The sequence below is a fragment of the Xanthomonas sp. LMG 12462 genome (assembly GCF_009192885.1).
GTDB lineage: Bacteria > Pseudomonadota > Gammaproteobacteria > Xanthomonadales > Xanthomonadaceae > Xanthomonas_A > Xanthomonas_A sontii.
On sequence record NZ_NMPP01000041.1, the window covers coordinates 49672 to 73284 of the forward strand.

At 68.2% G+C, this 23613-nt stretch carries 25 protein-coding genes and 3 tRNA genes; 20 read left to right on the top strand and 8 right to left on the bottom strand.

Going from position 1 to position 23613, the window contains the following annotated elements; translation table 11 throughout:
* Nucleotides 1–163 precede the first annotated feature (163 nt).
* The 5 genes from CEK69_RS10875 to fdxA all read left to right on the top strand — a co-directional run bounded on the left by CEK69_RS10875 (nt 164) and on the right by fdxA (nt 4178).
* Nucleotides 164–784 (top strand): 2-dehydro-3-deoxy-6-phosphogalactonate aldolase, encoded by a 621-nt coding sequence (locus CEK69_RS10875; protein ID WP_041500105.1) that lies wholly within the window; start codon nt 164–166, stop codon nt 782–784.
* Nucleotides 781–1932: a galactonate dehydratase gene (dgoD, locus tag CEK69_RS10880; protein ID WP_017913163.1), complete on the top strand. Its 1152-nt coding sequence runs from the start codon at nt 781–783 to the stop codon at nt 1930–1932. Before CEK69_RS10875 ends, dgoD begins: the two co-directional genes overlap by 4 nt.
* A 4-nt stretch (nt 1933–1936) precedes the next feature.
* Complete coding sequence (locus CEK69_RS10885) at nt 1937–2860, top strand: SMP-30/gluconolactonase/LRE family protein (protein WP_152245532.1); 924 nt, start codon at nt 1937–1939, stop codon at nt 2858–2860.
* A complete protein-coding gene (locus tag CEK69_RS10890; RefSeq protein WP_152245534.1) occupies nt 2857–3756 on the top strand; it encodes a 2-dehydro-3-deoxygalactonokinase in 900 nt (299 codons plus the stop codon). The genes CEK69_RS10885 and CEK69_RS10890 overlap by 4 nt, the downstream gene beginning before the upstream one ends.
* Before the next feature lie 98 nt (nt 3757–3854).
* The gene (fdxA, locus tag CEK69_RS10895; protein ID WP_017909525.1) at nt 3855–4178 is read left to right on the top strand and encodes a ferredoxin FdxA; all 324 of its coding nucleotides are present in this window, start codon (nt 3855–3857) and stop codon (nt 4176–4178) included.
* A 716-nt stretch (nt 4179–4894) separates the two neighbouring features.
* Here fdxA and CEK69_RS10900 read toward each other — a convergent pair.
* The gene (locus CEK69_RS10900; protein ID WP_010343910.1) at nt 4895–5419 is read right to left on the bottom strand and encodes a hypothetical protein; all 525 of its coding nucleotides are present in this window, start codon (nt 5417–5419) and stop codon (nt 4895–4897) included.
* A gap of 17 nt (nt 5420–5436) precedes the next feature.
* Nucleotides 5437–6345, bottom strand: coding sequence for a 4-hydroxy-tetrahydrodipicolinate synthase (gene dapA / locus CEK69_RS10905; RefSeq protein ID WP_152245536.1), 909 nt, complete (start codon nt 6343–6345; stop codon nt 5437–5439).
* Between the two features lie 166 nt (nt 6346–6511).
* On the opposite strand from dapA, the gene CEK69_RS10910 reads away from it, so the two are divergent.
* From CEK69_RS10910 to CEK69_RS10950, 9 genes are all read left to right on the top strand, one after another.
* Nucleotides 6512–7087 carry a glycine cleavage system protein R gene (locus CEK69_RS10910; protein ID WP_087943489.1) on the top strand — a complete coding sequence of 192 codons (576 nt, stop codon included), beginning with the start codon at nt 6512–6514 and terminating at the stop codon, nt 7085–7087.
* A 65-nt stretch (nt 7088–7152) separates the two neighbouring features.
* Nucleotides 7153–7632: a peroxiredoxin gene (locus tag CEK69_RS10915; protein WP_152245538.1), complete on the top strand. Its 480-nt coding sequence runs from the start codon at nt 7153–7155 to the stop codon at nt 7630–7632.
* Between the two features lie 82 nt (nt 7633–7714).
* Nucleotides 7715–9115, top strand: coding sequence for a PhoH family protein (locus tag CEK69_RS10920; protein ID WP_026144466.1), 1401 nt, complete (start codon nt 7715–7717; stop codon nt 9113–9115).
* A 29-nt stretch (nt 9116–9144) separates the two neighbouring features.
* Nucleotides 9145–9606: a hypothetical protein gene (locus tag CEK69_RS10925; protein WP_193313969.1), complete on the top strand. Its 462-nt coding sequence runs from the start codon at nt 9145–9147 to the stop codon at nt 9604–9606.
* A gap of 84 nt (nt 9607–9690) precedes the next feature.
* Entirely contained in the window at nt 9691–10359 is a 669-nt protein-coding gene (locus CEK69_RS10930; protein ID WP_148828178.1) for a YoaK family protein, read from the top strand.
* 47 nt (nt 10360–10406) lie between these two features.
* The gene (gene thiD, locus CEK69_RS10935; RefSeq protein WP_152245542.1) at nt 10407–11216 is read left to right on the top strand and encodes a bifunctional hydroxymethylpyrimidine kinase/phosphomethylpyrimidine kinase; all 810 of its coding nucleotides are present in this window, start codon (nt 10407–10409) and stop codon (nt 11214–11216) included.
* Nucleotides 11213–12082: an alpha/beta fold hydrolase gene (locus CEK69_RS10940; RefSeq protein WP_152245544.1), complete on the top strand. Its 870-nt coding sequence runs from the start codon at nt 11213–11215 to the stop codon at nt 12080–12082. Before thiD ends, CEK69_RS10940 begins: the two co-directional genes overlap by 4 nt.
* Before the next feature lie 62 nt (nt 12083–12144).
* Nucleotides 12145–12221, top strand: a tRNA-Arg gene (locus CEK69_RS10945).
* A 170-nt stretch (nt 12222–12391) separates the two neighbouring features.
* Nucleotides 12392–12468 (top strand) — tRNA-Arg (locus CEK69_RS10950).
* A gap of 234 nt (nt 12469–12702) precedes the next feature.
* Here CEK69_RS10950 and CEK69_RS10955 read toward each other — a convergent pair.
* Entirely contained in the window at nt 12703–13497 is a 795-nt protein-coding gene (locus CEK69_RS10955; protein ID WP_150409709.1) for an SDR family oxidoreductase, read from the bottom strand.
* On the opposite strand from CEK69_RS10955, the gene CEK69_RS21060 reads away from it, so the two are divergent.
* Nucleotides 13496–13672 (top strand): hypothetical protein, encoded by a 177-nt coding sequence (locus CEK69_RS21060; protein ID WP_191091363.1) that lies wholly within the window; start codon nt 13496–13498, stop codon nt 13670–13672. The genes CEK69_RS10955 and CEK69_RS21060 overlap by 2 nt on opposite strands.
* Nucleotides 13673–13880: 208 nt before the next feature.
* Here the strand turns inward: CEK69_RS21060 and CEK69_RS10960 are convergent, their stop codons facing one another.
* Nucleotides 13881–14870 carry a DedA family protein/thiosulfate sulfurtransferase GlpE gene (locus CEK69_RS10960; protein WP_152245546.1) on the bottom strand — a complete coding sequence of 330 codons (990 nt, stop codon included), beginning with the start codon at nt 14868–14870 and terminating at the stop codon, nt 13881–13883.
* Between the two features lie 140 nt (nt 14871–15010).
* Nucleotides 15011–15946, bottom strand: a complete 936-nt coding sequence (locus CEK69_RS10965; RefSeq protein WP_152245548.1) for a LysR substrate-binding domain-containing protein — start codon at nt 15944–15946, stop codon at nt 15011–15013.
* Nucleotides 15947–16095: 149 nt separating this feature from the next.
* Here CEK69_RS10965 and CEK69_RS10970 point away from each other — a divergent pair, with 149 nt between their 5' ends.
* From CEK69_RS10970 to CEK69_RS10990, 5 genes are all read left to right on the top strand, one after another.
* Nucleotides 16096–16797 (top strand): pirin family protein, encoded by a 702-nt coding sequence (locus tag CEK69_RS10970; RefSeq protein WP_148828184.1) that lies wholly within the window; start codon nt 16096–16098, stop codon nt 16795–16797.
* A 229-nt stretch (nt 16798–17026) separates the two neighbouring features.
* Nucleotides 17027–19162, top strand: coding sequence for a glycogen debranching protein GlgX (gene glgX / locus CEK69_RS10975; RefSeq protein ID WP_152245550.1), 2136 nt, complete (start codon nt 17027–17029; stop codon nt 19160–19162).
* Between the two features lie 340 nt (nt 19163–19502).
* Complete coding sequence (locus CEK69_RS10980) at nt 19503–20054, top strand: CPBP family intramembrane glutamic endopeptidase (RefSeq protein WP_193313970.1); 552 nt, start codon at nt 19503–19505, stop codon at nt 20052–20054.
* A gap of 297 nt (nt 20055–20351) precedes the next feature.
* The gene (locus CEK69_RS10985; RefSeq protein WP_017914264.1) at nt 20352–20522 is read left to right on the top strand and encodes a CsbD family protein; all 171 of its coding nucleotides are present in this window, start codon (nt 20352–20354) and stop codon (nt 20520–20522) included.
* Nucleotides 20523–21121: 599 nt separating this feature from the next.
* Nucleotides 21122–21652 carry a hypothetical protein gene (locus CEK69_RS10990; RefSeq protein ID WP_226975122.1) on the top strand — a complete coding sequence of 177 codons (531 nt, stop codon included), beginning with the start codon at nt 21122–21124 and terminating at the stop codon, nt 21650–21652.
* Nucleotides 21653–21838: 186 nt separating this feature from the next.
* Here CEK69_RS10990 and CEK69_RS10995 read toward each other — a convergent pair whose 3' ends face one another.
* From CEK69_RS10995 to csrA, 3 genes are all read right to left on the bottom strand, one after another.
* Entirely contained in the window at nt 21839–22393 is a 555-nt protein-coding gene (locus tag CEK69_RS10995) for a hypothetical protein (RefSeq protein ID WP_226975123.1), read from the bottom strand.
* Between the two features lie 811 nt (nt 22394–23204).
* Nucleotides 23205–23297: transfer RNA gene (locus CEK69_RS11000), tRNA-Ser, on the bottom strand.
* Between the two features lie 81 nt (nt 23298–23378).
* Entirely contained in the window at nt 23379–23591 is a 213-nt protein-coding gene (gene csrA / locus CEK69_RS11005) for a carbon storage regulator CsrA (protein WP_010341308.1), read from the bottom strand.
* Nucleotides 23592–23613 lie beyond the last annotated feature (22 nt).

A 23613-nucleotide genomic window follows, 5' to 3' on the forward strand; every position in this document is an offset into this window, starting at 1 on the left:
GGCGCCGTCGTCGTCGGGCACCGGCCCGCCGGCAGCGGAGGCTGTCGGGTGGAGCCAGCGCGCCGACGCATGGCGCGGACTGCAGCGGCCCCGCCGTCCGGTCCCGCCGCTGCGCCGCACTGGCCCGGCGCTTCCGTCACCGTCGTTTCCGCCAGGTATCCCGATGTCCGCCGCTTCCCCGTTCCGACTCCCGCTGATCGCGATCCTGCGCGGTCTCACCCCCGAGGACGCGCTGGCGCACGTCGGGGCGCTGGCCGATGCCGGCTACGATGCGATCGAGATCCCGCTCAACTCGCCGCGCTGGGCCGACAGCATCGGCCCGGCCGCGCAGGCGTTCGGACAGCGCTGCTGGATCGGCGGCGGCACCGTGCTGCAGATCGGCGACGTCGACGCCCTGGCCGATCTGGGCGCGCGCTTCATCGTCACCCCCAACACGCGCCCACCGGTGATCCGCCACGCGGTGGCGCGCGGCCTGCAGGTGGTGGCCGGCTTCGCCACCGCCACCGAGGCGTTCGACGCGCTGGATGCCGGCGCGCAGATGCTCAAGCTGTTCCCCGCCGCCACCTACGGCCCCGGCCACGTGCGCGCCCTGCGCGCGGTGCTGCCGGCGCAGGTGCCGCTGTTCGTGGTCGGCGGCGTCAACACCGAGACCCTGCACGACTACCTCGGCGCGGGCGCGATCGGCGCCGGCATCGGCGGCGAGCTGTACCGCCCCGGCCAGTCGCTCGCACAGACCCAGGCGCACGCCGCCGCCTTCCGCCACGCCTATCTGGACCGCGCATGAAGATCGTCCGCCTCACCACCTACCACGCCGCGCCGCGCTGGCTGTTCCTGAAGATCGAGACCGACGAGGGCATCACCGGCTGGGGCGAGCCGGTCATCGAAGGCCGTGCGCGCAGCGTCGAGGCCGCGGTGCGCGAACTCGGCGACAGCCTGATCGGCAAGGACCCGGCGCGGATCAACGACATCTGGCAGATGCTCTACCGCGGCGGCTTCTACCGCGGCGGCCCGATCCTGATGAGCGCCATCGCCGGCATTGACCAGGCGCTGTGGGACATCAAGGGCAAGGCGCTGGGCGTGCCGGTGTACGAACTGCTCGGCGGGCGCGTGCGCGACCGCATGAAGACCTACCGCTGGGTCGGCGGCGACCGCCCGGCGGCGACCATCGCGCAGATCCAGGGCTACCGCGACCTCGGCTTCGACACCTTCAAGTTCAACGGCACCGAGGAAATGAAGCTGATCGACGGCCCGCGCGCGGTGGATGCCGCGGTGGCCAAGGTGGCGCAGATCCGCGAGGCGTTCGGCACCGCCATCGACTTCGGCATCGACTTCCACGGCCGCGTCGCCGCACCGATGGCGCGCGTGCTGCTGCGCGAACTGGAGCCGTTCAAGCCGCTGTTCGTCGAGGAACCGGTGCTGCCCGAGCAGGCCGAGTACTACCCGCGGCTGGCCGCATCCACGCCCATCCCGCTGGCGGCAGGCGAGCGCATGTTCTCGCGCTTCGACTTCAAGCCGGTACTGCAGGCCGGCGGCCTGTCGCTGCTGCAGCCGGACCTCTCGCATGCCGGCGGCATCACCGAATGCCTGAAGATCGCCAGCATGGCCGAGGCCTACGAGGTCGGCCTGGCGCCGCACTGCCCGCTCGGCCCGGTGGCGCTGGCCGCCTGCCTGCAGGTGGATTTCGTCTCGCACAACGCGGTGCTGCAGGAACAGAGCATCGGCATCCACTACAACGAAGGCGCCGACCTGCTCGACTACGTGCTCAACAAGGACGACTTCGCCTGCGACAATGGCGGCAGCATCGCCGCATTGCCCAAACCGGGCCTCGGCGTGGAGATCGACGAGGAGCGCCTGCGCCATGCCAACGCCAACCCACCCGACTGGCACAACCCCATCTGGCGTCACGCCGACGGCAGCATCGCCGAGTGGTGAGCCGATGAACACCTCTCTTCCGCCCCGCCACACCGCCACGCTGGCGGTGGACAGCCGCTGCGCGCATGGCGAAGGCATGCTGTGGTGCGAGCGCCGCGGCGTGCTGTTCTGGGTCGACATCAGCGGCCGCCGCCTGTGGCGCCACGATCCGGCCAGCAATGTCAGCCGACACTGGGACCTGCCCGATCGTCCCGGCTGCCTGGGCCTGTTCGACGACGGCCGCCTGCTGCTGGCGCTAGCCAAGGGCGTGTACGCGGCCGATCCGGATGCCGCCGCCGAGGCAGACAGCGCGCTGCCGCTGCAGCACCTGGCGGACGTGGAACCGGAGCGCGACGACACCCGCAGCAACGACGGCCGCGCCGACCGCCACGGCAACTTCGTGTTCGGCACCATGAGCGAGCGCGAGGACCAGGCGCCGGTCGGCAGCTTCTACCAATGGTCGGCGCGCCACGGCCTGCGCCGCCTGCCGCTGCCGGGCGTGGCCATTCCCAACGCGATCTGCTTCAGCGCCGAAGGCCGCACCCTGTACTACTGCGACTCGGTGCAGCCGCGCATCCTGTGCTGCGACTACGACCCGGACAGCGCGCACACCGCCAACAGCCGCGTGTTCGCCGAACTGGACCATGCCGGCGCCGAGCCGGACGGCGCCATCATCGACGCCGAAGGCCACCTGTGGAACGCGCAATGGCGCGCCTGGCAGGTGGTGCGCTACCGCCCCGACGGCAGCGTCGAGCGCCGTGTCGCCCTGCCGGTCAAGCACCCCACCTGCCCCGCCCTGGGCGGCGCCGATGGCGGCACGCTGTACCTGAGCACCTCGCGGCAGGATCACAGCGAGGACGAACTGGCACGCACGCCGCAGGCCGGCGGCGTGTACGTGGCCGCGGTCGGCATCGCCGGCCTGCCCGAAGGACGCATCGCCAGCGCATGATCGTCGTCGATTGGGGAACCAGCAGCCTGCGCGGCTATCGGCTCGACGCCGACGGCGGCATTCTCGACCAGCGCCGCAGCGACCAGGGCATCGCCGCCTGCCAGGGCCGCTTCGCCGCGACCTTGGCCACCCTGATAGACGGCTGGGACGGCGACGTCGTCCTGTGCGGAATGATCGGCAGCCGCAACGGCTGGATCGAACTGCCGTACGCGCCCTGCCCGGCCGACGCCGCCGCCCTGGCCGCGGCGATGCGGCCGCTGCAGGATCCGGCGCTGCCCGGCCGCACGCTGTGGTTCGTACCTGGCGTGGCCAGCGACGCCGACGCCGTGCCGGACGTGATGCGCGGCGAGGAGACGCAGCTGATCGGCCTGCTCGCGTTGCTCGCGCAGGAACCGCCGACGGCCGAGATCCACCACGTCTGCCTGCCCGGCACCCACAGCAAGTGGGTGACCCTGCAGGACGGGCGCATCGCCTCGCTGGCGACGATGATGACAGGCGAACTGTACGCGCTGCTGCGGACGCACAGCCTGCTGGCGCGGCTGATGGACGCCGACGACGGCGTCTTAGACGCGGCCGCGTTCGACGCCGGCGTGCAGCGCAGCGGCGAGCCCGGCGGGGTGCTGCACCATCTGTTCGGCGTGCGCAGCCTGGGCCTGTTCGAACGCCTGAGCGGCGCCGCGGCACCGTCGTATCTGTCCGGCCTGCTGATCGGCCACGAACTGCGCGCGCACCCCGTCTTGCCGCCGGTGGTGCACCTGGTCGGCGGCAGCGGCCTGCTGGCGCGCTACGCACATGCGCTGGCCGCGCTCGGCAGCCGCGTGCGCACCCACCCCGAGGATCTGGCCGCGCGCGGCCTGTATCGGCTGGCACAGCAGCACGGCGGCCTGGCCGGCTGAGCCGCGCGCGCCGCCCGTCTCCTGCCCCGCTGCCCCGCACACACGGCGGCGGCGGCCGCTTTGCATTAGAATTACCGGGTTAATCGCCGGATCCCGCCATGCCTTTCGTCGTCACCGAAAACTGCATCAAGTGCAAATACACCGACTGCGTGGAAGTGTGCCCCGTGGATTGCTTCCACGCCGGCCCGAACTTCCTGGTGATCGATCCGGACGAGTGCATCGACTGCACCCTGTGCGAGCCGGAATGCCCGGCCAACGCCATCTACCCCGAAGACGACGTGCCGGCCGGCCAGGAAGGCTTCGTCGCACTCAACGCGGAACTGGCCAAGGCCTGGCCGGTGCTCACCACGCGCCAGGAACCGCTGCCCGACGCCGCCGAGTGGGACGGCAAGCCGAACAAGCTGCCGCTGCTGCAGAAGTAACTGCACTCATCGTGCTGCGTGAATCCCGCGCTCGCAACTGTAGGACAGTTGACTTCTAGGTTCTTCGCGTTTGATTTACAAATCTCAAGCGACAGCGAGAGCTTTCGCCTTGCGGCGAGTCACTTTTCTTTGCTTGTGCAAAGAAAAGTAACCAAAAGAAAGCACACCCTGCCTCGCGCCCTCCGCGCTAACGCGCTCCGGTCCGCGTCCATCACGGGGATCCGCGGAAGGGGCATCCTGCCCCTGCCGCGGACGGCGTACATCCATGTACGCCGCCCTCCGGGTGTTTCCCCGCGACGGCCGCCGCTGCGGAAGGGAACCCGGTAAGTCAAAAGCCAAAGCCACATCAAAAGCGACTGCGACAGCAGCGCACGCCTGCGTCATTGCAATGGCTGCCAATGAGCACACTACTCGTGATCACGTACGTCGCCTGTTGTTCGTCGAGGGCACGCAAGAAGACTGGTTTCCGCAGCAGCTGCTGCAGGCGCAGCTCACACACGGCGAAACGGCCCCGCACGGGACTTGCGACACGTTGGCTGGGTGCACTGTGGGAGGGACTTCAGTCCCGACGCCTTGAGGTTGGATACCTAGCGGGCGTCATGTATCTCGGCCGCGTGGCAGTTGGCTCCTACGGAAAACAAAACGGGCGCACAAGGCGCCCGTTTCGCATGCTAACCGCATGGCAGCCCGGCGCACACGCCGGACCCGCCTCCGGCTCAGTGACCCAGCTTGGCCTTCAGCGCCGCGATCAGCTTGACCGGCGCCTCGCCGGTGGCCGGCAGGCCGCGCGGATCCACCGCCGAGACGTAGACGCCGGCATCCACCGCCACCACGCGCACCAGGAAGTTGCTGCCTTCGTAGGCCACGTCGTAGGAGCCCAGCAGCTGCGCGCGGCTGGCGATGGTGACGCCTTCGATGCCGCCCAGCGCGTCGCCGACCTGGCCGAACACCTGGTCGCGCGTCCCCGGCACCACGAAGCCGCTGTTCGACGCCGCCGGGGCCTGGCCGGCCGGGGCCGCAGGACGCTGCGCCGAGGCCAGCGCCGGCACCTTCATCGCCGCCGAGGTATCGGGCGAGGTCAGATCCGGCGGCACTTCCAGCGGACGCATGTCGGGCGCCAGCGCGTAGTCGCCGCGCGGCTTGCCCTTGTGGAACCAGCTGCAACCGCTGGTGGCCGCGACCAGGGTGGTCGCCAGCACGGCGGCCGACAGCACGCGGACGTAGGGAACGGAAGCACGCATCAATCAATCTCCTGGAGTCAGGCCGCGAGCGTTTCGCGGCTGGATAGGTCTTCCAACGCGGCAGCGTCGGCGGCAAGTCGGTCGGCCGTGGCGTGGTGCGCCGCGGACAACGGCAGCAGCGGCAGCCGCAGGCCATGGCCGATCCCGGCGCGCTGCAACAGCGCCTTGACCGGGATCGGGTTGGATTCGATGCCGCAGAACGCATGGAACGGCTGCAGCCGCGCGTCCCAGGCCTGCGCGGGTTCGGCCTGGCGCGCGCGTGCCAGGTCGCACAGCCGCCGGTAGGCGCGCGGCAAGGCATTGGAGGCCACCGAGATCAGCCCGTCGAAGCCGGCCAGCATCGCCTGCGCAGCGCTGCCGTCGTCGCCGCTGAACACCGCGAAGTGGTCGCTGCGCAGGGCCGCCAGCGCGGCGATGCGCTGCGGGTCGCTCACGGCTTCCTTGATGCCGACGATGTTCGGATGCTGCGCCAGTTGCGCCACGGTCTCCGGCAGCAGGTCGCAGCCGGTGCGGCCGGGCACGTTGTACAACACCACCGGCAGGCCGCCCTGTTCGGCGACCGCGGTGTAATGCGCGATCAGCCCCGCCTGGGTCGGGCGCACGTACGGCGGCGTCACCACCAGCGCGTACTGCGCGCCACCGGCGGCGGCGCGCTGGGTCAGCGCCACGGTCTTGGCGGTGCCGGACAGGCCGGTCCCGGCCAGCACCGGTACGCGCCCGCCGATCGTCTGCACCGCCTCGCGCAGGATCCGGTCGTACTCCTCGTCCAGCAGCGTGGCCGCCTCGCCGGTCGATCCCGCCACCACCAGCCCCTGCACGCCGCCGTCGAGCTGGCGTTTGAGCAGCCGCTGCCAGGCGTCGAGGTCGAGGTCGCCATTGCCCTGGAAGGGCGTGGCCAGGGCGGTGATGATGCCGGAGAGGGACAAGATGCCGGGTGCTCGCTGGGAGAAGAGGGCCGCGCAGGCTGCGCGGACGTGTCGGCCCCGCACGCGGGGCAGGGTCGCCCCGCATGTTACTTGCGGCCCGAAAGCGCGGGCAAGTATGCTGCACACCATGCCGGGCGACCGCCCGGATGCCGTTCAGCCTTACGCAATGCCGGAAGCCCCTTTGACCGACACCACGCCCCGGCCCGCGCCGACCGAAAACCACCTCCTGATCAACGCCTACACGACGCATCCGGAGTCGCCCTTGTTGCCGGTGACGCGTCGCATCGCCGACAGCGGCTGCAATCTCGTCGATGCGCGCCTGGCCACGGTCGGCCGCGACGTGTCGGTGACCGCGCTGGCGACCGGCTCGTGGGATTCGGTGGCCAAGCTCGAAGCCATGCTCACCCGCCTCGACCGCGAGGAAGGCATGAAGCTGGTGTGGTACCGCACCGGCGCCAAGCAGGCGCAGTCCAATCTGCTGCCGTACATCGTCGAAGTCATCGCCGCCGACAAACCCGGCATCCTGTTCCAGTTGGCCGACTTCTTCGACCGCCAGGGCATCACCATCGAGAACCTGCAGAGCACGCGCTACCGCGCCATGCAGACCGGCGCGGAGATGTTCTCGGCGCAGGTGACGATCGGGGTGCCGGCGAACATGCACATCGCCGCCCTGCGCGACGACTTCCTCGAATTCTGCGACCACCTCAACCTGGACGCGATCATGGACCCGATGAAGTTCTGAGTGCGCCGCGCTGGACACCGACGCAATCGAACGCAGATGATGGCGATGCACGCGGAGGACACCCCATGAAGGACGGCGACACCCTGGACCGCAGCACGCTGGCCTTGCCGCTGGCGCTGTCCGGCGGCGCCAGCGCCACGCTCGGCGATTACGCCGGCCGCTGGCTGGTGCTGTATTTCTACCCGAAGGACAGCACGCCCGGCTGCACCACCGAAGGCGTCGAGTTCAACGCACTGCTGCCGCAGTTCGAACAGGCCGGCGCCACCGTGCTCGGCGTGTCGCGCGACTCGGTGAAGTCGCACGACAACTTCTGCGCCAAGCAGGGCTTTCGCTTCGCCCTGGTCAGCGATGCCGACGAGGCGCTGTGCCGCGCCTTCGACGTGATCAAGGAAAAGAACATGTACGGCCGCCAGGTGCTGGGCATCGAGCGCAGCACCTTCCTGCTCTCGCCGACCGGCCAGCTGGTCCGCAGCTGGCGCAAGGTCAAGGTTCCCGGCCACGCCCAGGCCGTGCTCGACGCGCTGCAGGCCGCCGCCCAGCAGTGATCACCGCCGTTTCCCGCACCCCGCATCGCCCTGCCCCGCAGGCAGCGATGGCGCGTCCCTGCTCCTCTTTCAGGAATCCATGATGACCCGAGGCAAGCGCATCTACGTGCTGGATACCAACGTGCTGATGCACGATCCGACCGCGCTGTTCAAGTTCGAGGAACACGACGTGTTCCTGCCGATGCAGGTGATCGAGGAACTGGACAATGCCAAGAAGGGCATGTCCGAAGTCAGCCGCAACGCGCGCCAGGTCAGCCGTTTCCTCAACGAGCTGATCGAGGGCGCAGGCGCCGAGCAGATCGAATCCGGCATTCCGCTCAGCCATCCGCAGGGCATCCAGCTCAAGAGCACCGGCGCCATCGGCCGGCTGTACTTCCAGGTGCGCCCGGTCGAGCCGGGGCGCAGCTTCGGCAGCGTGGCCCCGGACAACAAGATCCTGGCCGCGGTGCTGGCGCTGCGCGAGGAGCAGCCGGAAATCCCGGTGATCCTGGTGTCCAAGGACATCAACCTGCGCATCAAGGCGGCGATCAGCGGCCTGGTCGCCGAGGACTACGAGAACGATCGCGCGCTCGACGATTTCAGCCTGCTCTACACCGGCGCGATCGAACTGCCGGAAGATTTCTGGCAGAAGCACAACCAGGACCTGCGTAGTTGGAGCGACAAGGGCCGTACCTGCTACGAGATCGCCCTGGCCGCCGATGAGGACTGGTATCCGAACCAGTACCTGTACCTGCCGGGCGAGGACGAAGTGGAACTGCGCGTGGTCAAGGTCAACGCCGAGCGCAAGGCGACGCTGGCGCTGGTCGACGACTTCCGCAGCGGCCAGCACGCGGTGTGGGGCATCGCCGCGCGCAACCGCGAGCAGAACTTCGCGCTCAACGCGCTGATGGACCCGGAAATCGACTTCGTCACCCTGCTCGGCACCGCCGGCACCGGCAAGACCCTGCTGGCGCTGGCCGCGGGCCTGGCGCAGACCATGGACCAGCAGCGCTACCGCGAGATCATCATGACCCGCGCCACGGTCAGCGTCGGCGAGGACATCGGCTTTTTGCCCGGCACCGAGGAAGAGAAGATGACGCCGTGGATGGGCGCGCTCACCGACAACCTGGAAGTGCTCACCCACACCCAGGAAGGCGGCACCTGGGGCCGCCAGGCCACCAACGACCTGCTCGCCAGCCGCATCAAGATCCGCTCGATGAACTTCATGCGCGGGCGCACCTTCCTGTCGCGCTACCTGATTCTGGACGAGGCGCAGAACCTGACGCCGAAGCAGATGAAGACGCTGATCACCCGTGCCGGCCCCGGCACCAAGATCGTGTGCCTGGGCAACGTCGAACAGATCGACACGCCGTACCTGACCGAGACCACCTCCGGCCTGACCTACGCGGTGGACCGCTTCAAGGCCTGGCCGCACAGCGCGCACATCACCCTGCGCCGCGGCGAGCGCTCGCGCCTGGCCGACTACGCCTCGGAGGTCCTGTGAACGCGGCGGCCGGCGTGCGCCTGGCAGGCATGGCGCTGGCCATGGCCCTGCTCGGCGCCTGCGCCACCGCGCGCGGGCCGGCCATGGTGCCGACCGCGGTCAAGGCCGGGCAGTCGTGGATCGTCACCCGCAACAGCACCGCGACGCAGGTGCTGGACACCTGCTCGCGCGACAGCCCGGCGCGCCAGGACGGCGCGGTCACCGGCTACTGGATTCCGACCCCGGAGCAGATCGCGCAACTGGAAGCGCACCTGGCGCAACTGCAGCCGCAGATCGCCGACCCCAGCGCGTCCGATCGCCAGTACGTCGGCATCCTGTACCGCGGCAAGCAGGCGATCTACGTCAACGCCTTCGCGCCGGACGACAGCAGCGAACGCGACCCCACGGTCGACGCGGTCAAGGCCTGCGGCGGCGGCAACCGTTTCTGGGGCGCGGTCTACGACCCGGCGAGCGCCAGCTTCTCCGAGATCGCGGTCAACGGCGCACGTTGAGATGGCTGCGGTCAGGTGCCACTGGCGGCGTGCCGGGGCGGCCGCGCATCGCGGTCGCCGCGCCGCGGCCGCATCGCGCGCGGTATGAACCTGGAACTGCCCCGCTGGGCCTGGGCCTTCGCCGGCACGCTGGCCGCGGTCGCCGGCATGGTCAACGTGGTCGGCTATCTCGGCTTCGAACATCAGGCGGTCACCCACCTCACCGGCACCACTACCCTGCTCGGCGCGGCGCTGGCCGATGGCGACGCCCGCGCGATCGCGCAACTGGTCGGCGTGGTCCTGGCCTTCCTCGGCGGATCGATGCTCGGCGGCTTCATCGTGCAGGACAGCCGCCTGCGCCTGGGCCGGCGCTACGGCGTGGCGCTGGCGCTGGAAGCGCTGCTGCTGCTGGCGGCGATGCAGGCGTTCAAGCAGCAGCAACTCGCCGGCGCCGTGCTCGCGGCGATCGCCTGCGGCCTGCAGAACGCCACCACCACCATCTACAGCGGCGCGGTGGTGCGCACCACCCACCTCACCGGCATGTTCACCGATCTGGGCATCGGCCTGGGCCAGGCGCTGCGCGGCCTGCCGCTACCGCGCCGGCGCATCCGCCTGAGCCTGCTGATCATCGGCGGCTTCCTGTGCGGCGGCGTGCTCGGCGCCTGGGCCTACCGGCAGGTCGGCTTCGACGCCCTGCTCGGCCCCGCCCTGCTGACCGGCACGGTCGGCACGCTGTACGCGCTGCAGGCGCACTACCGCAGCCGCGAGCGCTGAAGGCACGGCCGAGTGCATAACCCGCGCCGGCCCTGCACAATCGGCGCATGAGCGAACCCACCGTCGTCTCCGCACTGAGCATCGCCGGCACCGATTCCGGCGGCGGCGCCGGCATCCAGGCCGACCTCAAGACCTTTGCCGCGCACCGCGTGCACGGGCTGGCGGCGGCCGCCGCGCTGACCGCGCAGCACACCCGCGGCGTCACCGCGGTACACGTGCCGCCGCTGTCGTTCCTGCGCGCACAGATCGATGCCTGCTTCGCCGACTTCGACATCGCCGCGGTCAAGCTGGGCATGCTCGCCAACGCCGAGGTGATCCACCTGGTCGCCGATGCGCTGGAAGAATATCGCCCACCGTGGGTGGTGCTGGACCCGGTGATGGTGGCCACCAGCGGCGCCAAGCTGCTGCAGGACGATGCCCTGGACGCGCTGCGCAAGCGCCTGCTGCCGCTGGCGACGCTGGTGACGCCGAACGTGCCGGAAGCGCAGTTGCTGCTCGGCCGCCCGGTCGACACCGCCGACGACGCCGAGCACGCCACCGCCGCGCTGCTGGAGGCGGGCGCGCAGGCGGTGCTGCTCAAGGGCGGCCACCTGCAGGAAGGCCAGCGGGTGATCGACCGCTACGACGATGGCGTCAGCCGCAGCGAGTTCAGCCATGCGCGTCTGCCGCTGGACGCGCACGGCACCGGCTGCACCCTGGCCGCGGCGATCGCCGCACAGCTGTGCCAGGGCCTGGCCTTGCCGGCCGCCTGCGAAGCGGCGATCGACTATGTGGCGCGCGCCCTGCGCGGCAGTTACCGGCCCGGCCGCAGCGACGTGACGGTGCTGGACCACTTCGGCGCGGCGCGCGGCCCATGAGCGCAGCGCCCATCGCCGCGGCGGCGGTCGCCGAGCACGCCCTGCCCGTCGCCGCAGCCGACGGCCATCGCTGGAGCTTGCTGGCGCGCGTTCCCGACGCACCGCGGCAGGCGCTGCTGTGGCTGCCCGCGCTGGGCGTGGCTGCGCGCCACTACCTGCCGTTCGCCGAAGCGCTGGCCGCGCACGGCGTCGCGGTGTTCCTGCACGAATGGCGCGGCAACGGCAGCAGCACGCTGCGGCCATCGCGGCAATGCGACTGGGGCTATCGCGCCCTGCTGCAACTGGACCTGCCCGCCAGCCAGGCGGCGATCGCCGGGTGTGGGATCGCGGCGCCGCTGCTCGTCGGCGGCCACAGCCTCGGCGGACAGCTCGCCTGCTGCTACGCCAGCCTGCAGCCGCAGGCCTTCGCCGCGCTGTGGCTGGTCGCCAGCGGCACGCCGTACTGGCGCCGTTTTCCCGCGCCGCGCGGCTATCTGCTGCCGTTGGCGTACCGTCTGCTGCCATGGCTGGCGCAGCGGCAGGGCGTGCTGCATGGACGCCGCCTGGGCTTTGGCGGCACCGAAGCGCGCGGCCTGATCGCCGATTGGGCGCGCGTGGGCCGTAGCGGCCGCTACGCCGCGGCCGGCCTGGCGATCGACCTGGAGGCGCAACTGGCGCATCTGACGCTGCCGGCGCGTGGCGTGGTGCTGCAGGACGACTGGCTGGCGCCGGAGAGTTCGCTGCGCGGTCTGCTCGACAAGCTGGCCACGCCGGCGCCGCAGATCCGCTGCCTGGACGCCACGCAACTGGGCGTATCCGCCGACCATTTCGCCTGGATGAAGCGGCCTGCGGCGGTGGCCGCGGCGTTACTGGCCGGGGATCGGTGAAATTTTTCGGAAAGAGCATTGACGGGCCCGATCGACTCCCGCATAATTCCGCTCCTGACGACGCGCCCGTAGCTCAGTTGGATAGAGTACCTGGCTACGAACCAGGCGGTCGGGAGTTCGAATCTCTCCGGGCGCACCAGTCAGATGAAAAACGACAAGCCACCGCTTGTCGTTTTTTTTTGCCCTGCCGCGGCGATGCGATCGCATCGAGACCGCTCCGGGAGCGCACTCGTTCGCGATTCGTCATGCCGTCGACACGCAGGTGTAGACGAATCGCCGCAACTCGTGAATAATCCCGCGCCTGACAACGCGCCCGTAGCTCAGTTGGATAGAGTACCTGGCTACGAACCAGGCGGTCGGGAGTTCGAATCTCTCCGGGCGCACCAGTCAGATCAAAAACGACAAGCCAGCGCTTGTCGTTTTTTTTGCCTGCGTGATTCCGATTGCACGACGCGCGCAACGACGAGTGACGCATGCGCACACGGAAGATGTGCCGATCACGGCACCGCCTCGCGCATCGGCACTTCAACTCCAGCGCCGGCGATCCGCCAGAAATTACGAGGCGGCGGCGCGGCGCCGCCTCGGCCTCGCGTGCGCGAATGCAGAGCCCCCTGCCCGGCTCAGGCGATGGTATCCACCACGCCGCCATCCACGCGCAGCGCTGCACCGGTGGTCGCGGACGCTTGCGGCGAGGCGACGTAGACGCAGAGATTGGCGACCTCTTCCACCGTCGCGGCGCGGCGGATGATCGAGCTGGCGCGATGCGCCTTGACGAAGTCGGCAGCCACCTCGTCCAGCGGCTTGCCGGACTGTTGCACCTGGTCGGACAACATGGCGGCGACACCTTCCGTCAGCGTCGGCCCGGGCAGAATGGCATTCACGGTGACGCCGGTGCCGGCCATGCGCTTGGCCAGCCCGCGCGACAGGGCGAGATCGGCGGTCTTGGTCACGCCGTAGTGAATCATCTCGACCGGGATGTTGAGCCCGGACTCGGACGAGACGAAGAGCACACGCCCCCATCCCTTGTCCGCCATCGCCGGCAGATACGCGCGGGAAAGCCGCACACCGGACAGCACGTTCACCGCCAGGAAGCGCTCCCATTCCGCGTCGGGCGTGTCGAAGAAATCCTGCATGCCGAAGATGCCGGCGTTGTTGACCAGGATGTCGACGGCGGGAAGCGCCGCGACGATCGCCTCGCAGCCGGCCGCGGTCGCCACGTCGCCCACTACGGCCCGCACGCGGGCATTGGCGAGGTCGCGCTTGAGGGTAGCCACAGCGGCCTCGGTGCGGGCCTGGTCGCGGCCGTTCAGCGCGACCTCGGCGCCCGCCGCGGCCAGGCCCTTGGCGATGCCGAAACCGATGCCGGCGGTGGAGCCGGTGACGAGGGCGGTTTTACCGGATAGATCGATGTGCATGGCTGTCTCCAAGGATGAGGGCGAGGATGAGGAGTCGCTTCGGCGCACGCCCTGCGAGGTCGTCGCCGCAGACACGGGCTGGCCGCGCCGGTCGTGCTGTCGAATCGTTCTGTCGATTCATCATCTGCGCATCCAACCGCAAGGCAAGGAACGGCAAGTGAACGTCACGACGTGAACCTCGCCCATTGCATCAGGTCGCCGCATCAGCGAAGCACGGACGGCACAGGCAACAGGATCAAGCGCATGACGGAATAACTTGCCCTGCCGCGCACAGCCGCCCGCGCGCGCCTGCGGACAACGCACCCGCCTGCATCAGCCGGCGCGCACGCAGGGCCGTGCATCGCAGGCGCCATCGGCACGCATGACGCCTCCGCCGCACCGACTCACGCCGCGATCGTGTCGCCCTTCGGCGGCGGCGCCACGGCAGCCGCAGCGTCCAGCGCGACCAGCGTGTGGCCCGCCGCACGCCATGCATCCAGGCCGCCGCGCAGCGGCAGCACGTCCTCGAAGTCATGCTGGCGCAGGCGCTTGGCCAGTATCGCGGCCGAGACTTCGTTGGGGCAGGCGCAGTAGATGACGATCCTGCGGTCGCGCGGCAAGCGTGCGACGAGCGCATCGACCTGGCGATCGTCCACTTCCAGCGCACCGGGGATGGCATACGGCTCCAGCATGCGGTAGCCCGGCGCCCGAATGTCCAGCAGCAGCGGCGGCGCCTCGCCCTGCAGCAGCGCGTGCAGTTCGTCGACGTCGATGCGCTGCATCTCCATCGCCTTGCGCAGCGAGTGCCGACGCCAGGCGCGGTAGCCGACGTACAGCGCCAGCAGGCCGACCAGCAGCAACGCCGCGCGCCTGCCGAGCAGGCTCAGCCAGTCCAGCAAGTCCTGCACCTGGTCGGCGAAGCACAGCCCCAGCAACAACCCGACACCCGCCCACAAGGCCGCGCCCAGCGCGTCGTAGCGCAGGAAGGCCACAGGGCGCACACGCATCGCGCCGGCCATCGGCACCGATACCATCGACAGGCCCGGCACGAACTTGGCCACCGCCAGCACGCGCACGCCCCAGCGCGCATAGAAGCGTTCGGTGCGCTTCATGCAGGTGTCGCGCGACAGCGACAGCCGGCACAGCGACTGCAGCGTGCGATTGCCGTAGCGGCGGCCGGCGCCGAACCACAGCAGATCGCCGAGCAAGCTCGCCGCGATCGACACCGACAAGGCGCCCAGCAACGCACTCCACATCGCCGCGCCATCGAGCAGCGCATAGGTCGCCCCGACCAGGATCAACGTGGGCAGCGCCGGCACCGGCAGGCCCAGCGACAAGGCCAGGACGTTGACGAAGACCAGCCCGAGTCCGTAGCGCGCAATCAGATCCTGCATGGCGTGGCGGGCGGAAAGACGAAGATGCCGCGCATTATCCTCCCGTCGCCCACCGCGCGCGCAGGCAGCAGGGCATCACCGGCGGAACAGACCCATCCATCGCCGCCGCGGAGAACGCTTTGCCGTTGCCCCGCACGCCATCACCCGCCCTCGTCCAGCCGCGCCGCCATCTGCGCCAGCCATGCCACGAACACGCCCGGCTGGCGCATGCGCGCGCGCCACCAGGCCAGCGCCGCGCCCTCCTCGCCGCTGCGCCAGGCCAGCTGGAACACCTCGTCCGGCTTCGGCTCCTCCACCGTCTTGCGCACCAGCGTGCCGCGCGCCAGCGCCGCGCGCGCATAGGGCTCGGGCAGGAAACCGAAGCCGAGCCCGGCCAGTTGCAGCCGGTACTTGCTGCGCATGTCCGGCACGGTCAGCGCGTCCTGGCCGAACAGCAGCCCGACCGTGCGCGGCAGCAGCCGCCGTGCCGAGTCCGCCACCGCGATCGCGCGATGCGCGCTCAGCTGGCTGCGGCTGAGCGGTTCCGGCGCCTGCGCCAGCGGGTGACTGGGCGCGACCGCGAACACGAACGGCAGCGTGCCCAGCGGCTCGGTCACGTAGCCGCCGCCGCTGGGCCCTTCGCCGGCCGCCCCGACCAGCAGATCCACCCGCCGGTCCAGCAGCGCCTCCCAGGTGCCGGACAGCGATTCCTGCACCACCCGCAGCCGGGTCTGGTCGGCAACCGCATAGAACGCCGCCATGTCCTGCGCCAGGCATTCCGGCGCGAACACCGCATCCAGGCCCAGCGCGAACTCGGTCTCCCAGCCGGAGGCCACGCGGCGCACGCGCAGTTCCAGGTCGCCAGCGGCGCGCAGCAGGTGACGGCCTTCGCGCAGCAGTTCGGCCCCCGCGGCGGTCGGCACCGCCTTCGGCCCGATCCGCTCGAACAGTTGCACGCCCAGGTTCTCCTCCAGCTTGGCGACGGTGTAGGAGATGGTCGACGGCACCTTGTGCAGCGCCTTGCCGGCGGCCGAGAACGAGCCGCGACGGTCGATGGCGTCGAGGATCTGCAGGGCATCGAGGCTGAGCTTGAGCATTCGAATTTTTCGATAATGGATGCCGAATCTATCCGTTTTTCAAACCCGGCGACAGCACCGATACTTGTTTCCAAGCCGAAGCGCACGCGAAATCAACCAGCCCGGCGCTTTCGATCCACTTGCACATCAACGCCACCAAGGAGCCTCCCATGCTGCAGATCCGCCCCGCCAACACCCGTGGCCGCGCCGAACACGGCTGGCTGTCCTCGCGCCATACCTTCTCCTTCGGCCACTACCACGACCCACGCCACATGGGCTTCGGGCCGCTGCGGGTGATCAACGAGGACCGCGTGCAGCCGGGCCAGGGCTTCGGCACCCACGCCCATCGCGACATGGAGATCCTGTCCTACGTGGTCGAGGGCGCGCTGGAGCACAAGGACAGCATGGGCAACGGTTCGGTGCTGCGCTACGGCGACGTGCAGCGCATGAGCGCCGGCTCCGGCGTCACCCACAGCGAGTTCAACCACTCCGCCAGCGAGCCGGTGCACTTCCTGCAGATCTGGGTGATGCCCGAGCGCGCCGGGATCGATCCGGGCTACGAGGAGAAGCACTTCGCCCCCGACAGCAAGCGCGGCCAGCTGCGCCTGATCGCCGCCCCGCAGGGCGAGGACGGTGCGGTGCGCATCCATCAGGACGCGCGCATCTACGCCTCCATCCTCGACGGTGATGCGCGCCTGGACTACCCGCTGGCGGCCGGGCGCGGCGCCTACGTGCAGGTGGTGCGCGGCACGCTGAGCGTCAATGGACAGACCCTGCAGGCCGGCGACGCGGTCCAGGCGGTCGACGAGGCCAGCCTGCAGTTCGCCGATGCCCAGGACAGCGAGTTCCTGCTGTTCGACCTGCCGCGCTGAGCAGGTCAGGCCAGGTCGCGCCCGCGGCCCACTGGACCGGGCCGCGACGGTCTCGCGAAATCCGCCCACGCAGCGGCGCCACGGCGTCGCTGCGTGGGTCGCTGCATTCGCGGTAATGCCCGCATCCTCACGCCATCCTCGGCACCCCGTAACGCGTCCTGCACAGCCTCCACGTCAATGCTTCCGCTCTCCCTCCCCTACTGCCGGCGTGCCGGCCGAGAGCCTGCCGATGCGCCACCCGACCAGCGCCGCCTATGCCACCCCCTCGCGCATCCGCGAAGGGCGCCCCTTCCCCCGCGGCGCCGTGTTCGACGGCCAGGGCACCAACTTCGCGCTGTTCTCGGCGCACGCCACGCGCGTGGAACTGTGCCTGTTCGACGAGGCCGGCACCGAAACGCGCCTGGACCTGCCCGAATACACCAACGAAATCTGGCACGGCTACCTGCCAGACGTGAAGCCCGGCCAGCGCTACGGCTATCGCGTGCACGGCCCCTATGAACCCAGCGAAGGCCACCGCTTCAATCCCAACAAGCTGCTGCTGGACCCGTACGCGCGCGAACTCGAGGGCGACCTGATCTGGGCCGACGAACTGTACGGCTACACGGTCGGCCACCCGGACGGCGACCTCAGTTTCGACGAGCGCGACAGCGCGCCGTTCATGCCCAAGTGCGTCGTGGTCGAGGACACCTACGACTGGGAGGACGACCAGCGCCTCCTCACCCCGTGGAGCCAGACCCTGGTCTACGAGACCCACGTGCGCGGCTACACCATGCGCCACCCGCAGGTGCCGGACGAGCTGCGCGGCACCTGCGCCGGGCTGGCCCAGGAGCCGGTGCTGCGCTACATCAAGGAACTGGGCGTCAGCGCGGTGGAACTGCTGCCGGTCCACGCTTACCTCGACGACCAACACCTGCTCGACAAGGACCTGCGCAACTACTGGGGCTACAACACGCTGGGCTTCTTCGCGATCAAGTCGCGCTACCTGGCCAGCGGCCACCGCGACGAGTTCCGCGACATGGTCAAGGCGCTGCACCGCCAGGGCCTGGAGGTGATTCTCGACGTGGTCTACAACCACACCGCCGAAGGCAGCGAGCTGGGCCCCACCCTCTCCTTCCGCGGCATCGACAATGCCAGCTACTACCGGCTGGCCGAGGACAAGCGCTACTACATCAACGACACCGGCACCGGCAACACGCTCAACCTGAGCAACTCGCGGGTGATCCAGTTCGTCAACGACTCGCTGCGCTACTGGGCCGGCGAGATGCACGTGGACGGCTTCCGCTTCGACCTGGCCACCATCCTCGGCCGCGAACCCACCGGCTTCGACCAGCGCGGCGGTTTCCTCGACGCCTGCAACCAGGATCCGCTGCTGTCGCAGGTCAAGCTGATCGCCGAGCCATGGGACTGCGGCCCGGGCGGCTACCAGGTCGGCCACTTCCCGCCCGGCTGGTCCGAGTGGAACGACAAGTTCCGCGACAACGCCCGTGCGTTCTGGAAGGGCGACGAGGGCAAGCTCGCCGAGTTCGCCACCCGCTTCACCGGCTCGGCCGACCTGTTTGATCGCCGCGGGCGCCGACCGTGGGCCTCGGTGAACTTCATCACCGCACACGACGGCTTCACCCTGCACGACCTGGTCAGCTACAACGAAAAGCACAACGCGGCCAACGGCGAGGACAACCGCGACGGCTCGGACCACGACAGCTCCTGCAACTACGGCGCCGAAGGCGAGACCGACGACGCCGGCATCCTGCAACTGCGCGAGCGGCAGATGAAGAATCTGCTGGCCACGCTGCTACTCGCGCAGGGCACGCCGATGCTGCTCGCCGGCGACGAACGCGCGCAGACCCAGGGCGGCAACAACAACACCTACTGCCAGGACAACGAGATCACCTGGATCGACTGGGAGCGCGACCCCACCGAGGGCCGCCTGACCGCGTTCGTCAAGGCGCTGAGCGCGCTGCGCCAGCGTTACCCGATCCTGACCCGTGGCCGCTTCCTCAACGGCCAGTACAACGAAGATGCGGGCGTGCGCGACCTGACCTGGCTCAACCCCGGCGGCACCGAGATGGACGAAGCGCACTGGAGCGACGTCGGCGCGCGCTCGGTCGGCCTGCTGCTGGAAGGCAAGGCGCAAACGTCCGGCGTCAGGGAGCTGGCCAACGACGACACCTTGCTGATCGTCATCAACGCCTACCACGAGGGCGTGAGCTTCGTGCTCCCGTCTTCGGAAGAGCAACTGCACTGGAAGCTGGTGCTGTCCACCGACGATGCGCTGCAGGTCGACAGCATGCCGGCCGGTGCCAGCGAGTTCCTGGCGCCGCCGCGCAGCATCAGCGTGTTCGAGTGTCAGACGGCGCGCGCATAGTCGCCACTCGCCACTTCGGATTGCGCGCGGACTGACGCGTCCGCGCCTGCATTACGTCGCCAGCGCTTGCCGCTGGCGACGCGCGATGCTGGCATCTGCACGCTCCCTACGACGCGACGCATTGCATTGGTCTACATGGCCTTTGGCACAGTGCTCGATGGCGCATGCTCGCTAGGCTGAATGCCCGCTTCCTTCCAGGCCAGGCATGCAGCACTCCGCGCAAGGCGACATCCACGCCACGTCCAACACCTCCTTCATGCGTCACCCGCTGCTGCGCATCGCGCTCAGCGCCGCGATCCTTGCGCTGGCGTTCTATGCGTGGCTCCCGTTTCCGTGGCGCATGCCCGTGGTCGGCCTGCTCGGTCTCTCCTTGGTGTGGATCGAAACGCGCTCCTCCCTCGCGTGCGGCGTGGCGCGCCCTCGCCTGGCGTCCGTGATCGGCTGGACCGCGCTGCTGGTGCTGTTGACCGTGGGCTTCATCACGCCGGTACTGCAACCGCTGATCGACACCATCACCGGGCACAAGACCGACTACAGCGCCTACGGCGCTCTGAAGGGCAACGTCGATGCCACGCTTCATCTGATCGGCGCAGCGTGGCTGAGCGCGGCGCTCGGCGAAGAACTGGTGTTCCGCGCCTTCCTCATGCACCAGCTCGATGCGCTGCTGGGCCGTCTGCGCGGCGGCCGCTGGATCGCCGCGCTGGCCGGTGGCGTAGTGTTCGGCCTGATGCACGCCGCGCAAGGCGCGTCCGGCATCCTGCTGACCGGCGTGGTCGGCACGATGTTCGGATATGCCTATCTGCGCTCCAGACGCAACCTGTGGGCGATGATCCTCGCGCATGGCCTGATCGACACCTGGGGCGTGACCACCCTCTATCTGGGCTGGTACTGAGCGCGTAACGCGGTCGAGCGCCGCAACTCGGTGCCCCCCTTGCAGACCACGCCGTCGCTGCCAGCAGACAGATGAAAGGACATGTCGCCGTGCTCGTGTTCCCGCGTCAACAGTACCGAGCACGGCAGCCCGACAGGGCACCGTGACGTGCGTGATCGTCGCTACACGCATCGGCATACAACCCGTCCGCTACCTAAATGATGGAGAGCACGCCCGCTCAATTTTCACTTACACGCCACCGGCCCGCGCGCAGTTTGGCGATGCCCACTTGAGGGCATCCCTACTGCGGAGTCAACGATGGACAAGAATCGCACCGAAGGCGCCAAGAACCAGATCAAGGGCACCATCAAGGAAGTCGCCGGCAAGGTCACCGGCAACAAGCTGAAGGAAGTCGAAGGCAAGATGCAGAAGAACGCCGGCAAGGTACAGAGTGAAGTGGGCAAGGCGCGCGACCACGCGCGCGGCTGAGTTCCAGATTCTCGTGCTCCCCTGCCGCCAATGGCCGGGGAGTTTTTGCGAGCGACCTGCACCTCGCCGACTCGCTGTCGATTCGCCTGATGCGCAGCTCAACGGGGTGCACACAGGCCTCCGCAATGACCGACGGGTGGACTGGAGTAGCGAGACGCAGTACAGCGTTCAACAAGCTGCCACGGCACCAGTCCTCGACAGCAAGGCGATCGAACACGGCACATCGAGGAGCGGTTTGCCGACAGCGCTGCCAGGCGCATCCCAAACGACCCGATGCGCTGCGCACCGTGGACTCGGATCGACCCGCAAACAGTCAATTACACGCCCGATCAGATCGACGCCGAACTGTTGCGAAGGCACCACCCTGACGTCGCTTGGTGCATGCCAGTCCGGAAGCGCTGGCGCCACCCCATGCATCCCACCATACTGAGGCTCACGTCGCGCCTGCATCGGGACAAACTCGTCGATGCGCAACGCACTGTGTGATCTGACAGCCCGCGGATGTGTACAGTCTCCGGACCACGAACACGCCCCTGATGTTTCCGCCCCCACTCAAATCATTGATGCACACGATTACCTCCCACAGAAGAGCAGCGCTCTTGCTTTTCCTGCTGCTTCCTGCCGCCCAGGCGGATATGACTGCTGCGGCAGCAGCTCGCGCAGCACCTGTAGAAATGACCGAAAGCGACTTCGCCGTAGCCATCAACAACCACTCTTTCGCCCTGGGTGAACGCTGGAGCGAGCAAACCAGGACGCAGGCAGGCACCCAGATCAGCGAGAGTTTTGTAGGAGACGTGCCCGCCGGGGAGACAAGCTACAAGTACTACCAGCATCGCTATGCCGGGTTTGACATCTATACGGCAAACCTATCCTGGCAAAAAGAGCAACGCGACATCGACAGCTACGTCATTGCGCAGATCACCATCAACGTACCCGCGATCAGAACGGCCAGAGGCGTCGCGATCGGCGACACGCAGAATGTGCTGATCGACACCTATGGCCAAGGCACGACGGATGACAGCGATGGCCAGCACTGGCGCTCCTATGAGACCAGGAACAAGCGCCTCTCGTTTCAGCTTGAACATGGAAGAATCATCCACATCATGATGACCCTCGACACGGACAGCTGAAGAAAGCGCCCTGCACAACGCCGCCAACGCCATTTCCGGCGTTAGGCGGCCGCCACCGGCGTTCGCCCGGAACAGAAACGCAGCCAAACGCGTTTGTTGCCGAAGAACACCAGCCTACCCTGCCTTTCTTGTTGGCAGATCCAGACTCGGCGGGCCGCTGCGCGCCGAGCCTGTCAGGCTGCTTGGCTACGCCTTGCGAGCACGGCGCAGAAAGTATCCCGCTCCAAGCAAGGAGATCAGTCCGATCATGGCACCAATCTGGCCATTCTTGCGCCGCGCATGGAGCGCCTGCTCAGGCGTGACGACCACGTCATCGCCCAAGCGCAGTCCCCAGATGGATCGCTTGCTGTCCGCATCGTCGAAGGTGACGTGAACCGGCGATCCCACCTTGAGACGACCCCACACCGCATCGATGCCAGGCAGCACACTGGAGTACTCGAATGCATCGCCTCCGGTCGCAAGGGTGAAGTTGACGCTTTGAAGCCGTCCCTTTCGCTGCGTTGCGTCGACCTTTTCGACCGTCCCATCGGCTTCAGCCAAATGTGTCGGCACTGCCGCAGGCCTGCTGAAAAAAGTGACAGCGCTGGCGATCGTGACGCCAAGGCAAAGCAACGCGATGATGATGAAGCGGATCTTGTGTGACTGCATCTCGATACCAGAGCAAGAAGGAAACGTCGCGATCCAGCGACGACGCACATTTTTTCGTGACAGCGCATGGGAATCAATCGATGGATCGCCCATCCCCTGCAACTCAATGACACCGTAGGCGTCCTGCCTCCTGGCTCAAGCACTTCGATCCCAATGAGGCGTCGCGTCAACCTTTGCTGAGCGAAGCCTGCAACCGCGACACGCGACGGGCAGAAGATGAGTAGCCCCACTGCGTCGCTGGAAAGCGACATGAAGCAGCACTGCAGCACACACTTGCCACTGTCATCGCGCGTGTCCAGATGAACTCGGAAAGCAAACGCAGTGGCGCGACCTGACTTGCGACATCGTCAACAAGGGCACACCGCGGAGAGACGGCCGATCGATACCGGCAGAATGGCTGCCGCGCTGCCTGAAACAGGATTTGGCTCTACGCGATTGATGACATTGCGTGGCAGCGATCGCCCTCGCCTTCATCCTCCACGGCCCACGGCGGCTGCCCACGGGAAGCTTGAACGCAGCAACAGGCTCCAAGCTTCGTCATGCAACACGTCAAGGGCGCTACGCTCGTCACCGGCTCCTTGAGCACAGACATGCGCGATACCGTCTGCTCGAACTCCTGCAAGGCGCGTCAGCGCTCACGTGCCACCATGCTGACACGCGGAGGCAAGCATGACATCGCTGGAGCAGCACGACGCCGTTGCACATCACGTCGGTGCTGCACTGAAGACTTTGCGCCCGAACTGTTTCTACAGGTCAGCAGGAACGCGCAAACGAACGTAGTAGCGGCCGGTCTCGCCGCGCGTGAGGTAATGCGCGACTCGCATGGAAGTGTCCAGCGAGTGTCCAAGATGGCTGAAAAGAAAAACGCCCACAAATCGTTGATTTGCGGGCGTTTCCTTGACACTGGCGGAGTGAGAGGGATTCGAACCCTCGATAGAGCTTTTGACCCTATACTCCCTTAGCAGGGGAGCCCCTTCAGCCACTCGGGCATCACTCCGGATTTCTGCGCTGCGGATATTCCGCGACCGGGCGCGAAGAATACCGGGTTGTGGGGTCTCAGGTAAACCCTTTCGACGCATCAATCGGCAGATTGGTCGCCGTGACCGCCGCCGTGGGAGTTCGGCTCGTCGCCGCGCTGGATGCGCTGGTAGATCTCTTCGCGATGCACCGCCACGTCCTTCGGCGCGGTGATGCCGATACGCACTTGATTGCCCTTGACCCCAAGCACCGTCACGGTGACCGAATCGCCGATCATCAAGGTTTCGCCTACCCGGCGAGTCAGGATCAACATTTTTAGAATTCTCCAGGGAACC

Excerpts from the sequence above, each read along its gene's own strand:
- CEK69_RS10875 (WP_041500105.1), top strand. The coding sequence starts at position 164 with ATGTCCGCCGCTTCCCCGTTCCGACTCCCGCTGATCGCGATCCTGCGC.
- dgoD (WP_017913163.1), top strand. The coding sequence starts at position 781 with ATGAAGATCGTCCGCCTCACCACCTACCACGCCGCGCCGCGCTGGCTG.
- CEK69_RS10885 (WP_152245532.1), top strand. The coding sequence starts at position 1,937 with ATGAACACCTCTCTTCCGCCCCGCCACACCGCCACGCTGGCGGTGGAC.
- CEK69_RS10890 (WP_152245534.1), top strand. The coding sequence starts at position 2,857 with ATGATCGTCGTCGATTGGGGAACCAGCAGCCTGCGCGGCTATCGGCTC.
- fdxA (WP_017909525.1), top strand. The coding sequence starts at position 3,855 with ATGCCTTTCGTCGTCACCGAAAACTGCATCAAGTGCAAATACACCGAC.
- CEK69_RS10900 (WP_010343910.1), bottom strand. The coding sequence starts at position 5,419 with ATGCGTGCTTCCGTTCCCTACGTCCGCGTGCTGTCGGCCGCCGTGCTG.
- CEK69_RS10910 (WP_087943489.1), top strand. The coding sequence starts at position 6,512 with ATGCCGGAAGCCCCTTTGACCGACACCACGCCCCGGCCCGCGCCGACC.
- CEK69_RS10915 (WP_152245538.1), top strand. The coding sequence starts at position 7,153 with ATGAAGGACGGCGACACCCTGGACCGCAGCACGCTGGCCTTGCCGCTG.
- CEK69_RS10920 (WP_026144466.1), top strand. The coding sequence starts at position 7,715 with ATGACCCGAGGCAAGCGCATCTACGTGCTGGATACCAACGTGCTGATG.
- CEK69_RS10925 (WP_193313969.1), top strand. The coding sequence starts at position 9,145 with ATGGCGCTGGCCATGGCCCTGCTCGGCGCCTGCGCCACCGCGCGCGGG.
- CEK69_RS10930 (WP_148828178.1), top strand. The coding sequence starts at position 9,691 with ATGAACCTGGAACTGCCCCGCTGGGCCTGGGCCTTCGCCGGCACGCTG.
- thiD (WP_152245542.1), top strand. The coding sequence starts at position 10,407 with ATGAGCGAACCCACCGTCGTCTCCGCACTGAGCATCGCCGGCACCGAT.
- CEK69_RS10940 (WP_152245544.1), top strand. The coding sequence starts at position 11,213 with ATGAGCGCAGCGCCCATCGCCGCGGCGGCGGTCGCCGAGCACGCCCTG.
- CEK69_RS21060 (WP_191091363.1), top strand. The coding sequence starts at position 13,496 with ATGGCTGTCTCCAAGGATGAGGGCGAGGATGAGGAGTCGCTTCGGCGC.
- CEK69_RS10955 (WP_150409709.1), bottom strand. The coding sequence starts at position 13,497 with ATGCACATCGATCTATCCGGTAAAACCGCCCTCGTCACCGGCTCCACC.
- CEK69_RS10960 (WP_152245546.1), bottom strand. The coding sequence starts at position 14,870 with ATGCAGGATCTGATTGCGCGCTACGGACTCGGGCTGGTCTTCGTCAAC.
- CEK69_RS10965 (WP_152245548.1), bottom strand. The coding sequence starts at position 15,946 with ATGCTCAAGCTCAGCCTCGATGCCCTGCAGATCCTCGACGCCATCGAC.
- CEK69_RS10970 (WP_148828184.1), top strand. The coding sequence starts at position 16,096 with ATGCTGCAGATCCGCCCCGCCAACACCCGTGGCCGCGCCGAACACGGC.
- glgX (WP_152245550.1), top strand. The coding sequence starts at position 17,027 with ATGCGCCACCCGACCAGCGCCGCCTATGCCACCCCCTCGCGCATCCGC.
- CEK69_RS10980 (WP_193313970.1), top strand. The coding sequence starts at position 19,503 with ATGCCCGTGGTCGGCCTGCTCGGTCTCTCCTTGGTGTGGATCGAAACG.
- CEK69_RS10985 (WP_017914264.1), top strand. The coding sequence starts at position 20,352 with ATGGACAAGAATCGCACCGAAGGCGCCAAGAACCAGATCAAGGGCACC.
- CEK69_RS10995 (WP_226975123.1), bottom strand. The coding sequence starts at position 22,393 with ATGGGCGATCCATCGATTGATTCCCATGCGCTGTCACGAAAAAATGTG.
- csrA (WP_010341308.1), bottom strand. The coding sequence starts at position 23,591 with ATGTTGATCCTGACTCGCCGGGTAGGCGAAACCTTGATGATCGGCGAT.